The 14181-nt window shown below is 63.2% G+C and carries 15 protein-coding genes; 9 read left to right on the top strand and 6 right to left on the bottom strand.

Annotated elements, in window-relative coordinates; all coding sequences use genetic code 11:
- Window positions 1-23: 23 nt before the first annotated feature.
- From QRN11_RS01000 to QRN11_RS00960, 9 genes are all read left to right on the top strand, one after another.
- Window positions 24-1676, top strand: coding sequence for an ABC transporter substrate-binding protein (locus tag QRN11_RS01000; protein ID WP_285249513.1), 1653 nt, complete (start codon window positions 24-26; stop codon window positions 1674-1676).
- Window positions 1673-2626: an ABC transporter permease gene (locus QRN11_RS00995; RefSeq protein ID WP_285249512.1), complete on the top strand. Its 954-nt coding sequence runs from the start codon at window positions 1673-1675 to the stop codon at window positions 2624-2626. The genes QRN11_RS01000 and QRN11_RS00995 overlap by 4 nt, the downstream gene beginning before the upstream one ends.
- A complete protein-coding gene (locus QRN11_RS00990; protein ID WP_285249511.1) occupies window positions 2623-3492 on the top strand; it encodes an ABC transporter permease in 870 nt (289 codons plus the stop codon). The genes QRN11_RS00995 and QRN11_RS00990 overlap by 4 nt, the downstream gene beginning before the upstream one ends.
- A gap of 1 nt (window position 3493) precedes the next feature.
- Window positions 3494-5239 carry an ABC transporter ATP-binding protein gene (locus tag QRN11_RS00985; protein ID WP_502934994.1) on the top strand — a complete coding sequence of 582 codons (1746 nt, stop codon included), beginning with the start codon at window positions 3494-3496 and terminating at the stop codon, window positions 5237-5239.
- Window positions 5236-6435, top strand: a complete 1200-nt coding sequence (locus QRN11_RS00980) for an aminotransferase-like domain-containing protein (RefSeq protein ID WP_285249509.1) — start codon at window positions 5236-5238, stop codon at window positions 6433-6435. Before QRN11_RS00985 ends, QRN11_RS00980 begins: the two co-directional genes overlap by 4 nt.
- 183 nt (window positions 6436-6618) lie before the next feature.
- Complete coding sequence (locus QRN11_RS00975; protein ID WP_285249508.1) at window positions 6619-7137, top strand: flavin reductase family protein; 519 nt, start codon at window positions 6619-6621, stop codon at window positions 7135-7137.
- Window positions 7134-7424 (top strand): hypothetical protein, encoded by a 291-nt coding sequence (locus QRN11_RS00970; RefSeq protein ID WP_285249507.1) that lies wholly within the window; start codon window positions 7134-7136, stop codon window positions 7422-7424. The genes QRN11_RS00975 and QRN11_RS00970 overlap by 4 nt, the downstream gene beginning before the upstream one ends.
- 4 nt (window positions 7425-7428) lie before the next feature.
- The gene (locus QRN11_RS00965; RefSeq protein WP_285249506.1) at window positions 7429-7866 is read left to right on the top strand and encodes a hypothetical protein; all 438 of its coding nucleotides are present in this window, start codon (window positions 7429-7431) and stop codon (window positions 7864-7866) included.
- A gap of 365 nt (window positions 7867-8231) precedes the next feature.
- Complete coding sequence (locus tag QRN11_RS00960) at window positions 8232-8453, top strand: hypothetical protein (protein ID WP_285249505.1); 222 nt, start codon at window positions 8232-8234, stop codon at window positions 8451-8453.
- Between the two features lie 707 nt (window positions 8454-9160).
- Here the strand turns inward: QRN11_RS00960 and QRN11_RS00955 are convergent.
- From QRN11_RS00955 to QRN11_RS00930, 6 genes are all read right to left on the bottom strand, one after another.
- Window positions 9161-9931, bottom strand: coding sequence for an NAD(P)-binding domain-containing protein (locus QRN11_RS00955; protein WP_285249504.1), 771 nt, complete (start codon window positions 9929-9931; stop codon window positions 9161-9163).
- A 78-nt stretch (window positions 9932-10009) separates the two neighbouring features.
- On the bottom strand, window positions 10010-11335 hold the full coding sequence (locus QRN11_RS00950; protein ID WP_285249650.1) for a flavin monoamine oxidase family protein: 1326 nt from the start codon (window positions 11333-11335) through the stop codon (window positions 10010-10012).
- 70 nt (window positions 11336-11405) lie between these two features.
- Window positions 11406-11834, bottom strand: a complete 429-nt coding sequence (locus QRN11_RS00945; protein ID WP_285249503.1) for a universal stress protein — start codon at window positions 11832-11834, stop codon at window positions 11406-11408.
- A gap of 121 nt (window positions 11835-11955) precedes the next feature.
- Complete coding sequence (locus QRN11_RS00940; RefSeq protein WP_285249502.1) at window positions 11956-12813, bottom strand: substrate-binding periplasmic protein; 858 nt, start codon at window positions 12811-12813, stop codon at window positions 11956-11958.
- A gap of 57 nt (window positions 12814-12870) precedes the next feature.
- Window positions 12871-13533, bottom strand: coding sequence for an amino acid ABC transporter permease (locus QRN11_RS00935; RefSeq protein WP_285249501.1), 663 nt, complete (start codon window positions 13531-13533; stop codon window positions 12871-12873).
- Window positions 13533-14180: an amino acid ABC transporter permease gene (locus tag QRN11_RS00930; protein ID WP_285249500.1), complete on the bottom strand. Its 648-nt coding sequence runs from the start codon at window positions 14178-14180 to the stop codon at window positions 13533-13535. The genes QRN11_RS00935 and QRN11_RS00930 overlap by 1 nt, the downstream gene beginning before the upstream one ends.
- Window position 14181 lies beyond the last annotated feature (1 nt).

Here is a 14181-nt window from a genome sequence, read left to right as displayed (position 1 = left end):
GCCAAGACCTCAAGGAGACCCCCATGAACACAACCAACACGCCCGAAATCCGCCGACGCATCTTCCTAGCGGGCCTTGGCGCCCTGTCCACCACGGCCTTCCTGACTGCGTGCGGTGGCGGCAGCGCCACCAGCACAAACACTTCCGGTACACCGGTCGACGGCGGGGACATCACCTTCCTGATCCAGGGTTACGACACCGGCTGGGTGTCCAGCAAGACCTCCATCTCCAGCTACGAGGGCAACCTCTGGGGACACATCACCGACAAGCTCGTGTACGTCAACGAAAAGGGTGAACTCAGCCCCTGGGTGGCCGAGAGCTGGGAAGAACTCAACGGTGCGAAAGATTTCGTCCTGCACCTGAAGAAGGGCGTGACCTTCTCCGATGGCACCCCGCTGGACGCCGCCGCTGTTGTGGCTAACCTCAACGCCTGGGCCAAGGGCGATCCGAACCGCGGAATCAGCAAGGTGGGCCTGTTCCCGTCCAGCAACTTCGTCTCCGCCGAGGCCACAGACCCGGAAACCGTCAAGGTTTCCTTCTCTTCGCCCGCGCTGGGCTTCATCGCAACCCTCGCCTACCACGGCTGCATCCTGCTCTCCCCGAAGACCCTCGCCCTGCCAGTGGAAGCCCAAGCCGACCTGACCCAGGAAATCGGCAGCGGCCCGTTCGTGGTCAAGTCCTGGAAGCAGGGCGACAGCTACGTCCTGGCAAAGCGCAAGGACTACAACTGGGGCCCGGCAGCACTCGGACACACCGGCCCGGCCCGCCTGGACACCATCACGTACAAGGTCATCAAGGACACCTCGGTCAGGACCTCCACCGTTGTCTCGGGCCAGGCAGACGTTGCCTTCAACGTTGAACCGCAGGAAATCGAATCACTCAAGGCCCAAAATTTCACCGTTGGCACCCCCCGCTACCTCGGGTTCGTGGACGGTTTCCAGGTCAACACCCAAGCCTTCCCCACCAACGATCTCGCCGTCCGTCAGGCGATCCAGCACGGCATCGACCGGGAAGAGATCCTCAAGACCGTCTACACCAGCGACTGGAACGCGGCCACCACCTTCATCCAGGGCAACGTCCCGGAAGCCGGCGAGTTCAGCGACTCCTTCAAATTCGACCCCGACAAGGCCAACAAGGTCCTTGACGACGCCGGCTGGGCGCCCGGGCCTGACGGTTACCGCGTCAAGGATGGCAAGACCCTCGAGTTCACCCTGACGCCCAACCCCTACGTCCCGTCCACCAAGGCCGAGGATGAACTCATCGCCCAGCAACTCAAGAAGGTGGGAATCAAGGTCAACCTCAAGGTGGTGGACGTGGCCGGCTACGCTGCCGTGCAGGCCAGCAAGCCGCCGCTGTTCCAGACATCTCGAAGCTTCGTCGACGTCGGCACGGTCGCCGGTGTCCTGACCAGCCAGAACAAGGGTGAAGACTGGTTCGGGCTCGGAACAAGCGACCAGAAGCTCAACGACCTCTCCACCGCCATTGCCACGGCATCTGACCGGGCGTCCCGCGAAAAGATAGCCGACGAGCTGCAGCAGTACGTCCTGGAACAGGGCTACTTCATCCCCCTTAACCAGCTCGTGCAGCGCCTCTACCTGATCAACCCCAAGATCAAGGACGTCCAGTACAACGGGCTGGCGTACGCAAACTTTTACACCGCCTGGGTTACCAAGTGACCAGCGACTACAAACGCTTCGCCCTCACCCGCGCCGGCCAGGCCATCGTCGTCGTCTTCCTCGCCTATGTCCTCACGTTCCTGGTCATCACCGTGCTCCCCGGGGATGCGATCACCAACGCGCTGCGGGATCCCCAGCGCGGCCTCAGCGATGAGGACATACAGAGGATCGTCGCCTTCTACGGCCTGGACCAACCGGTCATCATCCAACTCGCGCTGTCGCTGGGGCGCTTCCTGACCGGGGAGCTTGGATTCTCCTTCCAGTCCAACCTGCCGGTTACTCAGCTGGTCGGTGACGCGTTGCCGTCCACCCTGACGTTGGCGGCCAGTGCGCTGCTCATCGCGATTGTGTTCGCCGTGGCCATCGCTTACGGGGCGCAGTACCTGCCTCACAAGTGGGCGGCGATTGTCCGCTCCATCCCGTCGTTCTTCCTCTCCGTGCCGAACTTCGTCATCGGCCTGGTACTGATCGAACTGTTCGCTTTCCGGCTCCACTCATTCACCACCACAGACCCGAACAGCGCGGTGGCCACGCTGTTCGCAGCGGTTACCCTGGCCATCCCCGTATCCGCGCCACTGGCCGAAGTGCTGATCGCCAGCCTGGACCACGAATCCCGCCAGGACTACGCCGTGGTGGCCCGCTCCCGCGGGCTGAGCGAAGCCACGCTGTTCGCCCGGCACCTGGTGAAGCCGTCCGCCCTGCCCTCGGTGGCCATGGTCGCACTCATCGTCGGCGAGCTGCTGGGCGGCTCTGTGATCACGGAGACCATCTTTGGCCGCGACGGGATCGGCACGGTAGTCCAGAACGCCGTGACCAGCGAGGACCAGCCCGTGCTGCAGGCAGTCGTATCGCTCTCCGCCGTGATCTTTGTGGCCGTAAACCTGGTTGCAGACCTCGCGTCGCCGCTGCTGGACCCCCGGGTCAAACTCAACGAAAAGGTAGGCGCATGACTGCCATACTCAGCAACCCCCAGCTGCCCGGCACCGGCATAGGGCAACTCCGGGCTGCGCCGGGGAAGTTGACCTCGGCCCTGCCGCCCGTCACCGTCATCCTTTCGTTCGCCGTGGTGCTCCTGGTGATCCTGTGGTCGCTCGCACCCGGGATCTTCACCTCCTACAGCCCCGTCAACGGAGACACGGCCGCCAAACTCGCCGCCCCGAGCGCAGCACACTGGTTCGGCACGGATTACCTGGGCCGGGACCAGTACGCCCGCGTTGTCTACGGCACCGCGTCCTCAGTGACCAGTGCTTTGGTGGCTGTGCTGATAGGCCTGGTGGTGGGCAGCATCATCGGCCTGGCCAGCGGCTTCCGCGGCGGCTGGCTGGACGCCATTCTGGGCCGCTTTGTGGACGTGCTGCTGGCCATTCCCGGCTTCCTCCTGGCCGTGGTCATTGTCGGCTCCCTGGGTTTCCAGACCATCAACGCCGCGATCGCCACCGGAGTGTCGGCCGTCGCCGTGTTCGCCCGGCTGATGCGCGCCGCAGTCATCCGCGTCCGCAGCGCCACCTATGTGGAAGCCTCCTACCTCGAGGGGGGAACACGGCTCCACGCGCTGCTGGGCCACATCCTCCCCAACGCCTACCGGTCGGTCCTGGTACTGGCCGTCCTGCAGTTCGGCACCTCCATTCTGGTCATCGCCTCCCTGGCTTTCCTCGGCTACGGCGATCCGCCCCCTGCCTCGGACTGGGGACTGCTGGTCGCCTCAGGCAAAACCTACGTCACGGCACCGTGGCTGGTGTACGCACCCGCCCTGGTCATTGTGGTCACCGTCCTCTCCGTAAACCGCATCAGCCGCTGGCTGCGAAACGCCAAGTGACATGGCCCCTCCACGAAAGGACACCGACGTGTCAGCAGACCTGATAGCAGTGGAAGGCTTGACGATCGCTTACGGTCCTGCCGCCGTCGTGCACGATGTCGGGTTCTCGCTGCGCCGCGGCGAAAGTCTGGCACTGATCGGCGAGTCGGGCTCAGGCAAATCAACCATCGCCAAGGCCATCCTCAGGTTGCTACCGGACGGAGCGAGCACCAAAGGCCAGGTGAAACTTAACGGACGCGACGTCCTTCCCCTGCCCGAAAACCAGTTCCGCCCCCTTCGCGGCCGGGAACTCGGTTTCATCCCGCAGGACCCGGCATCGGCATTGAACCCGGTACGGACCATCGGGGCGCAGGCCCACGAAGCCGCCGCACTCCTTGGCGAAACAAATCCTGAAGTACGGCGCACAAAGATCCTGGCAGTCCTTGACCAGGTAGGCCTGCCCGACCCCGCCAGGGTCTATGACTCCTACCCCCACCAGCTCTCGGGTGGCATGCTCCAACGCGTGCTAATCGCCCTCACAGTGCTGCCCCGCCCGTCGCTGATCGTGGCGGATGAACCCACCTCCGCACTGGACGTCACCGTCCAGAAGCTGATCCTGGACATGCTCACCGACCTCCGCCAGGAGCTGGACATCAGCCTGCTCCTCATCACGCACGACCTCGCCATCGCCGCCGAGCGAGCTGATGCCCTGGTAGTGCTCAAGGACGGTTCGGTACAGGAAAGCGGGGCCTCCCGGGAGGTATTCGCAGCTCCTGCGACGGAGTACGTACGCAGCCTGCAGGCTGACGTCCCGGCCTTGCACCCGGACCGCTACCGGAACCAGCGAGTCCTGCCGGCTTCGGGTACGGCAAGGGACGACGCCGGCTCCCGGGCAGACGCCCCCGCGTCACCACAGACGAGTCCCCAGATTGAAATCCGGGATATCACCAAGAGCTTCACGGCCGGCGGCACTCAGGTCCTCGCCGTCGACGGCGTCTCCTTCTCCGTTGAACGAGGACGGACACACGCCCTCGTGGGCGAGTCCGGATCCGGCAAAACCACAGCGGTCCGGATGCTGCTCGGTCTCGAACAGCCTGACGCCGGACAGATATCAATCGCTGGTCAACCCACCTCGGGCAGGTCCCGGGCCGAAGTGCGGGAAACCCGCCGCCACCTGCAGCTCGTGTACCAAAACCCCTTCACCTCGCTGGACCCGAGCTGGCGGGTCGGCAAGATCGTCCGTGAACCATTGGACCAGTTCGGTGTGGGCACCAAGGCCCAGCGCACCAGCCAGGTCCGCGAAGCACTGGCAGCAGTCGGCCTGCCCGAGACCGTCCTCACCCGCCGGCCCGGGCAGCTCTCCGGCGGGCAACGCCAAAGAGTGGCCATCGCCCGCGCACTCGTGGCGCGGCCCGACGTCGTCGTTTTGGACGAGCCCACCTCGGCGCTGGACGTGAGCGTCCAGGCCGGAATCCTGGAGTTGCTCTCCAAGCTGCAGCGCGAACTCGGGCTCACCTACCTGTTCGTCTCCCACGACCTGGCGTTGGTACGGCAAGTCGCGGACACCGTCTCCGTCCTGCGCCGCGGCCAGGTGGTCGAAGACGGGCCGGTGGAGGACATCTTCCTGCGCCCGCAGCACCCCTACACCCGTGCGCTCCTGGACGCGATCCCCCTGACGGCACCCGCTTCCCGGGCGGATCCTGTCCCCGCCCCCGCCGTCGCGGTGGAAGCCGCATCAGACCACCACCTAGTAAAGGCAACAGCATGACCATCAACCTGACCACAACCCGGCGGCCGGCACTCATTGAAGCCTTCACCGCGCCGCAGGGCTTCGGCGACGCAACCCTTCGGGACCGGCGGGCCGATGCCATCGAACTGCTGGGCGGCATTCCCGACCCTAGCGTGCTGCCCACGGAGAAGTTGGCGGCTGCGACAGCCCGGGTCTTGAGCAGGTCCGGGGTTCCTGCGCTCCAATACTCCAGGACCGAAGGCATCTCGCCACTGCGCGAGTGGATTGCAGATCGTGAAGGCGTCGCGGTGGACAGGATCCTCATCACCAATGGCGGGTTCCATGGACTGTCCCTGGCCATCCAGGCCGTCGTGGAACGCGGCGACCTCGTGGCCGTGGACAACCCGATCTTTCCGCTCTTCCTGCGGGGGCTGCAGCTATCAGACGCGCGGACCCTGCCGGTGTTTGTGGGGCCCCGTGGGCTCGACGTCGACCACCTCTCCGACCTCCTCCGGGCCGGTGCCAGGCCATCTGCCCTGTACACCGTGCCGGACTTTCACAATCCTTCACAAGGCACGCTCCCGGGCGAAGCCCGCCGGGAACTTGTCCGCCTGGCGGAGCACTACGGCTTCGTGGTCCTCGCGGACAACCCCTACCGGGAGCTGCGGTTTGCCGGCCACCAGAAAAGCGTGGAGGAGTTCAACAACTCCGATCACGTCCTCCACATCAACACCTTCACCAAAACCTTGGGTCCTGGCCTGCGCCTGGGCTGGGCCGTGGCCCCCGAACACCTGGCACGCGACCTCGTCGCACTCCGAAGCCGCCAGGACTCCCACAGTTCGACCCTGGTCCAGGCAATCATCGGCGAACTCCTCACTTCCGAGCCGGGGATCTTCGACGACATCCTGGAGCGTGCCCGGTTGCTGTACCGGGATCGCGCCCAAACCCTGGTCGCTGCCCTGCACCGGGAAGCGCCCGGAGCTTTCGAGACGGTCCTTCCCGACGGCGGCCTGTTCCTCTGGCCCAAACTCACCAACCCGGCCATTGACGCAGACAAACTGGCCGCCGACGCCAGCACCGAAGGTGTCGAATACCAGCGAGGCTCCTTCTTCCCCTCAGGACCGGGTACAGACGCCGACCGCCACCTGCGCCTGGCCTACGGTGACGTACCGGAACCGAAACTGGAAGAAGCAGCAGCACGACTGGGACGGGCACTGGCCCGTCACCCCAAATAGAGCGCCTGCGATCCATGCGGCGAGCCTCTTAGCCAAGCCAACCCCAAAAACCGAATGCAACCCGATGACTGGGTCATACGTCGATCGTGGACTCAGGTTGCCTACCGTCTCCGTGCGTATCCGCCAATAGAACTCTGCAAGAGCTGGTGGTTGATCCCACCACCAGTTTCGAGAGGAATGACCATGACAAAACACCCTGACCCCACCCCGCAGCACCTGCGCCACGTCCTGGGCCATTTCGCGACCGGGCTGACCGTCATCACCGCGGCCACGGACAACGGTCCCGCAGGCTTCACGTGCCAGTCGTTCTCTTCCCTGTCCCTCAACCCGGCACTGATCACCTTCAGCCCCGCCCGCAGTTCCAACACCTGGCCGCACCTGCGTAAAGCGGGCCGGTTCAGCGTGAACATCCTGGCCGCGGAACACCAGCACCTCGCAGCACAATTTGCCCGGTCCGGAACGGACAAATTCTCCGGCGTGGACTACTCCATATCGCCCTTGGGAAACCCAGTGCTGGACCACGCACTGGCATGGGTAGACTGCGAGCTGGACAAGGAGTACGACGGCGGCGACCACACCATTGTCGTGGGTGCTGTCCGCGCCTTGGCGGCTCGGGAGGGCGCCGAGCCGCTCCTCTTCTTCAAAGGCAGCTACGTCAACGGACTAGCGGACCACCCCAGCCGGCTGGAGCGCGTCGCGTGACCCCGGCCAAGTCCGGGTCCCGCAGACGGGTCCAGCGCCCGGCCCGCGCGGCTGACGTCGACAATGACCCGGAGGCGGCAGCTGACTTTCACCCCAGGCAGGACTGGTCCTCCATCGCTGTGGGATCAGCCGTTGAAGTCTTTCCACCGACAGGGCCGTCCTATAAGGGACGTGTGGATGCGAAAACCCCTGACTCTGCCATTCTTTGGATCGTGGGCCTGGCCGGTACCGGACGCCGGATGCACGGCCACCGCGAGGGCGTCCAAATCCTGGTGGCCGAGGCGTGACCGCATGATCACCGCAGTCGCACGCAGAATCCAAACGACCTGGGCCGCTGAGCTTTCCCTGTTTCACCAGCAGATGCACTCGTTGGCGTGGCAAGACATCGGCGAAGGCGGGGTCGAGGGCGCCGCCACCGCGATGGCCCGAAAAGCGTCCTGCATCAACCACGGCGTCAGCGTAGATGTCGTATGCTTCGCCCAGCGCGCCGCACCCGGGCACGCGCCCTTCATGCTCTCGGTCGCCATGCACGTGCACCCGCAACGCCGCTCATTGGACGTGTACTGGGAAGAGGCGGACGCCTGGGCGCAAGCCGCCACAAACCACGAATGGTTCACGATGGAACCCCGAGGCGGCCTGGAGACTGTCGACGGCAGAATTTATCACTATGCGCTGGTCCAAAAACCGCAGGTAACCCAAGAAGCGCAGGAGGGAGCAGACGCTTTTTGACGTTACTGGCCTTTATGGTCAGTGGCAATCTTGAGGCGCTATATGTTTCAGGCAGTGCTACGTTGCCGGCGTCAGGCCGAACTCTTGTGACGATGCGTCGGCTGGCCCGCGAGTCCATTACAAGCAATCCAGGAGCGTCCATGCACGAGTACACGCAACAGGTGATCGCACGGGCGAGGCATCAACACGGTCACGTGTCGGACATCCAGAAGTACGCGGCCTGGGTGCTAATCCAGCACTTCGCCTTGGCGCGGGGATGGCCTCCAAGCTCACCGGCATGGACCGACACATTAGCAAGCAAGTGGTGGGATGAAGCCGGCCCCTCCATGTACAGGAAAGTCCAGGAAGCGTGGTCCCATCCTGGAATGCGTGCACACATTCGTGAACTGGCAGCTCTCAATGAACTGAGCTGGGAGCTTTACCCGTCCGATGAACCTGACCAGCAGCGACGGGACTTCATCGTGGCTGTCGCCAATGAGCTTGGCGTTTGGAAGGCTTGGCCTGGACTCCACGACGTACGGAGCATCCTGCCCATCCCTTCTGCCCTGGTGCAGAAACTCAAAACGGAACAACCCGGCCGAGACTAAATCGGCGGCTTCGCAAGTCAATAGCTGCACGGAAAACTATCGCAGGGTAGAACGGGTGCAAGAGGACGGACCGTTCATTTCCTGCTTGACAGCCTTTCTGAGCACCACCTGCACATCTTGGCAGGCCGAAAACATATATTCGGTCAACTAGCTATCGGGTTAGGCCCAGGGGAGCAGAAACCGTAGGAGCGTCCCCTACCCGCCGCACCCGTTCAGGTCCTCGGAGATCGCCTCGCCGAAGAGCCGCACTGGACGGCCTGGCAGACAGCACTGGGCAACTTACGGCCGCCGAGCGGCGGGCCTCGCTTGGTACGCGAACTCGAAGCAACGATTGTCGTGGCGTCAGAATAGGGCGAAATTTCCGTTTTATTGACAGTCGCTCATGATGATCTCAAATCCCACCCTGACAGGCGAATGGCAGGAAAAGGAGCTGCGGTAGCCCGAGAATCATCGAAATAGGCCAAAGAATCGGGACTCGATGAGACTCGCTTGCGGCAGGAGATGACGAAGTCCCTCTTGCGTCTCGACAGGTGTCTGAAAACAAGACCGAAGCCCCACCGGCAGGTGAATCGTCCCTTGCGAGACCGCCCTTACGTCAGGCTGGGGTGTACCCAATCGGGTCGGGTTCGGAGTAGACCGATCGACCTTTTTACGTTGGCCGCTGTTGCTGAAGGGGACTGGGGACGGGCGATGGGATGCAGGCCTTGTCAGGTGGGCGAGAGGCGTGCGAGTACCGCATCGAGACCTTCGCCCACCGCGGTGAAGGTGCCTTTCGCGGTGAGGTGCTTTGCGAATTGTTCGTTGAGGCCTCCTTCTGTCGTGTGCGCGCGGGCCAGGGCACTGAAATCGACATCTGTTGTGTCCAGTTCCTCGGACAGGTCGCTGAACGTGGCGGCGACGTATCGACGGGCATCTGTGCCGGCCATTCCCTGCGCAGCGAGCCAGTCGGCGATGGTCCCAAGGTAGTGGAAGTGGGCTTCGACAGTGGCCGATGCCGCAGAAACTGCTTCGTATGCGAGTTCATCGGCGAGTTCCAATCGTCCGCCGAGTCTGTCGTAGAGGTCGCGGGCAGCTTCCGTAGAGGGGTAGATCGGTGTAACGCTCGATCGTGTGGCTACGGCTGGCGCGGGGATGCTTCGTGCGATGTCTCTGGCCGGGAAGACCAGGTTTTGCAGGACGGTCAGGTGCACCCCGGCCATGGCACTGACGACTCCCCGGGTTTCTCGAAATGCCAGTTGCCCGAGCACTTCCTCTGCCTGGTGCGGTAGTACGCACAAGACGACCACGTCGCTCTGGTCGATGACCTTTTGGTTGGTTGAAGCAATAGTGACTGTTCGGAAGCGTGCGGCAAGATCACTGGAACGCGACTGGCCGCGCGGTGACAGCACTACCTGTGGGGGTTCTCCCACGTCTTCACATAGGCCCGTGACGATCGCGGAGGCAATGGACCCGACGCCGATTATTCCGAAGACCGTCATGAGGAGGTCCTTTCAAGAAGAGAAGCTAATTGCAAGATCAGGGCGTGGCATGACTTGGGTCCGTGGTACCCATACCGGTTATGCCTGCTGCCTTGCGGGCTTCATGGCAGCGCGTATTTGGGCTGCGACCCGTTCTCCTTCGGAATACGCCCCATGGGTGCCGGCGGTCTCCGAGGTATAGTCACCGGCGAAGTGCAGCCATCCAACGGGGTGCTGGAGTTCGGGAAGGGCTGATGCCCGTTCCGGGCTGAGCAGGGCGAAACAGTGCTGCCAGGTTTGGGCGTGCACGCCGAGAACCCGGCCGCGAAGCTCGGGAGCCACTTTGTACACGTCCTCCATCCAGTCCGTGATGTGTTCCTCGTTGTTAGCAAAACCGGGCAGGTAGCCGGCCGAATTTCCGTAACAGGTCAGCTGGAGAATGTTTGCCTTGCGTGTCTCCTCGGTACCGCCGGGAACAGGGTTGATGATGGCGTCAAAGGCCATGCCGACCGTCACAATGAAAGCCCAGTCCCTGAGCTTGGGCAGCCCTTCAATATCGGCGACGATGTTGAGCGTGGTGCTGCCTGGACTTGCTACCTTTTTCAGCGCCGCAGTCTTCCAGTCCGGCAGGCTCTTGACGATGTCGGGAACCACCGGGGCGGGGACGGCCAGCACGACGTGCTTGGCCGTGAGCTTCTGCGGGCCTTCCTCACCGGTCATGGTGACCTCGTAGAGCTGTTCTTCGAGCGGGACCACGTTCGTGACCTGGGTGTTGCAGCGCAGTGTGTGGTTGGGAAGGTGTTTGAGAAGTGCCCGGGGTATGGCTTGCATGCCTGCCAGCGCGAACAGGCGATTGTTCTTCTCTCGTGCGAGGTAGCTGGCAAAGTAGCGGAGGGCGTACTTCGCGGAGAGGTTGGCGGGATCACCTACTGCGCCGCCGCGGATGGCTGTGGTGATGATTTCCTGTACGGCGGGCTGCAGGCCGATCAGGCGTTCAGCTACGGTCTCTTCCGATAGCTTGCCCAGTTCGCCGACAGGTGTCGCGTCAGCTACGTAGTCCTGGTATTCCGTGAGGGACGTATCGATGAACTTGAGAAGCTCTGTTTTTTCGGACTCGCTGATGTTGAGGCCGGCTACAACGTCTTCATTGGTTTTGGCCACAACGGTCTTGCCGTTGACGTGGATTCCGTAGGTTTCCGGGAGGAACGGAACGGCATCGATTCCCAGCTCATTGGCGAGCTCTTCGGTTTTGGTGTCTTTGTAGACAAACATGGCTCCGGAATTGGCTGCGGTTCCGGCGAGGGGGACTGTGTGTGCCCTGCCGCCGATGTCGTCGCTGGACTCAAGGATGAGGACGTCCAGGCCAGTGTCCCGCAGATGGTACGCGGTGCTGAGTCCCGCCGCGCCGCCTCCGGCAATGATCACGTCATGCAATATGGGGCTCCTGATGAAATTCAGACTCTGGACTCGTGAATGCTTTTCGGCAGGCGCTGGTTCAGTCCGCGTCGTATGTATTGGCGATGTAGACGTCGCAGGGGGCGTTGTGGGCCACGCTGTTGGCCACGCTTCCGAGGACCCGTCCGATGCCCTGCATGCGGCGGTTGCCCACCACGATCATGCGTGCCTCTTTGCCGATCGCTTCCCTGATGATGGCATCGGCTGGCCTGCCGTGCGCTGCGGAATAGGTGATGTTGATGTCCCCGCCCAGGGTGTCAGCGACTGCCCTGGCGACGTGTTCGGCCTTGTCTGCGTCCGATACGAGCCATTTGTTGCTGCCGCTGCCGAACACCTGCGAGCGTTCGCTGTCGAAGGCCGATACCACATGAAGGGTTACTCCCAGCGCCGACGCCAGGTCCCTTGCGGCCTCTGCTGCCTTTCTGGCCGTTGGGCTGCCGTCAACCCCCACAACGATGGTTCCGCTCATGCGCATGCTCCTTTGCTTGCTTTGCTTTCAGACTCTGATGTACGGCGCCAACAGGGACGCCGCATAGGGCGGCGCCGGAGAAGACATATATTCCGGCGCCGCCCTGTGCTAGACGTGTCGGTTAGAGCTCGCTGGGTGCCCCCGGCTCACCGACAGAGGGGTCGATGCCGTACTTCTCGAGGATCTTCTTGATGGTTCCGTCTTCACGGAGCTTCTTGATGTCCTCGTCCAGCGCTTTGCCGAGAGTGTCGTTGTCCAGGCTGGAGGGCAGCATGACCTGGCCGACCGAGGCGAACTGGGGGACGTTCGGGTTGGGCTTGACGGGAATCACCTGCGCGCCCTCGATGGGGGCGTCCTTGAACCGGTACTTGGCGGATGCGGCGGATGCGACGAGGGCGTCGATGCGGCCGGCTTTCAGGTCGGAGTAGATGGATTCGTCGTCCTGGTAAATCTTGAACTTGTCGCCAAGCCACTTCGACATGCTGTCGTTCCAGAGGTTGCCGGCGACCGAGCCCACGACTTTGCCCTCCAGATCATCGCTGGTTAGGCCCTTGGTGGAGACGATGGCCTGCGGGTCGCTCCACAGCGGGGTGCTCAGGTAGACGATCTTGGTGCGTTCCTTGGTGCGCAGCCAGTTTCCCGAGCCGATGTCCACGCGCTTGGCCTGCACGGACGGGATGACTGCTCCCGCACCGCCGGAAGTACTGACGGTGAGCTTGAGGCACTCGAGCTTCGCGATCTCATTGATCAGGTCGCCTTCCATGCCGGTGACGTTGTCGCCCTGCAGGATCGTGGCGGGTGCGTAATCATAGCTCGCCACGGTGAGCTCGCCCTGGTTGATGGTTTTAAGGTCTGTGTGGGCAGCCTTGCAGTCGCTTGAGCTGCTGGCAGTGTTGGTGCCGCCGCAGGCGGAGAGGCTGATGGCGAGCAAACCGGCGGCGGTGCCGGCCGAAAGCGCGCGCACGAGAGTACGGGACATGGTTTTCTCTTTCTTGTTGAGCTGGTGGGGTGAATCCCCGGGGATGGATGGAAAGGTCTAGTTGCGTTGGAGGTGCCGTCCGAGGCGCTGTTCCAGGATCCGGACGAGGCCGAGGAAGACGAGGGTGAGGGATCCGTAGATGACTGCGGTGAGGGTGTAGACGCTCAGGTACTGGAAGGTAATGGATCCGATTTCGAAGGCTTTGGACATCAATTCGGGTACGGCGATCACGAAGGCCAGTGCGCTGCCCTGGAAGATCAGGACAGCGAGTCCGGCCAGTGGCGGGGTGGAGATCCTCAGTGCCTGGGGCAGGATGATGAGCCGGAATCCTGTCCAGCCGCGGAGCCCTGAGGTCAGGGCTGCTTCCCGTTGTCCCAGGGGTACCGCCGCGATCCCGGCCCTGAAGTACTCCGAGGCGTAGGCGCCGGTGTTCCAACTCAACGCTATGACCGCCGTGGTGAACGACGTCAGGGTAATGCCGGCGTCGGGGAGGCTGAAATACATCAGGTACAACAGCACCAGGGCCGGAAGGCCGCGACCGATCTCCACGAAGAAGAATGAGATCCACTGCAGGGGCGCGATTTTCGCGGCGGCCATGACGGCAAACAGCAGGCCGAGCGGGAAGCCGAAGAGCAGCGACAGTCCGGTCAGCTGGAGGCTGATCATGAGGCCCGGGGTGAGGGCGGGCATCCAAGCGAGCCATTGGGTGAAGATGTCCATCACGCCACTCCGATCTTCCTGCGCAGCGTGAGGTCGACCCGCCGGGAGATGAGGGCGACGATGAGGCTGATGACGATGTACAGGGCACCGGCGACGACGAATGACAGCAGGCCTTCGTGCGTCTGCTTGGCGCTTTGCTGCGCGTAGTAGGTGATCTCACGCACGCCGATAGTGGAGGCCAGGGCAGAGTCCTTCAGCAAACCGATCCCGTAGGTGGCGATCGCGGGCAGCGCGACCCGGAACGCCTGCGGTGTGATGATGTGCCCCACCGTGCTGACCGAGCTCAGGCCGAGCGCGTGGGCCGCCTCTCGTTGACCGTCCGGGATGCTCAGCAGTCCCGAGCGGTAAATCTCCGCCATGAACGCCGAGGCGATGACTGAGAACCCGATGATTGCGGCCTGGATGGTGGTCAGCCGCAGTGCGAACTGGGGCAAGCCGAAGTAGATCAAGAACAACCAGGTGATCGGCGGGATGACCCGGACGATGTTGATGTACAGAGTGGCGATAGCCCGAATGGGGGCGATGGGTGAGCGGGCGGCGCCGACGAGCACCAGGCCGCCGATGCCGCCGAACAGCAGCGACGCGCAGGTGACGTAGAGGGTGAGCCCTACACCCTGGACAATCGAGGACAGCAGTTGCGTGATCATC

Source organism: Pseudarthrobacter sp. fls2-241-R2A-168, assembly GCF_030209335.1.
Taxonomy (GTDB): Bacteria; Actinomycetota; Actinomycetes; order Actinomycetales; family Micrococcaceae; genus Arthrobacter.
Note: the sequence above shows the minus strand (reverse complement) of the source record. Positions and strands in the feature narration are given on the sequence as shown.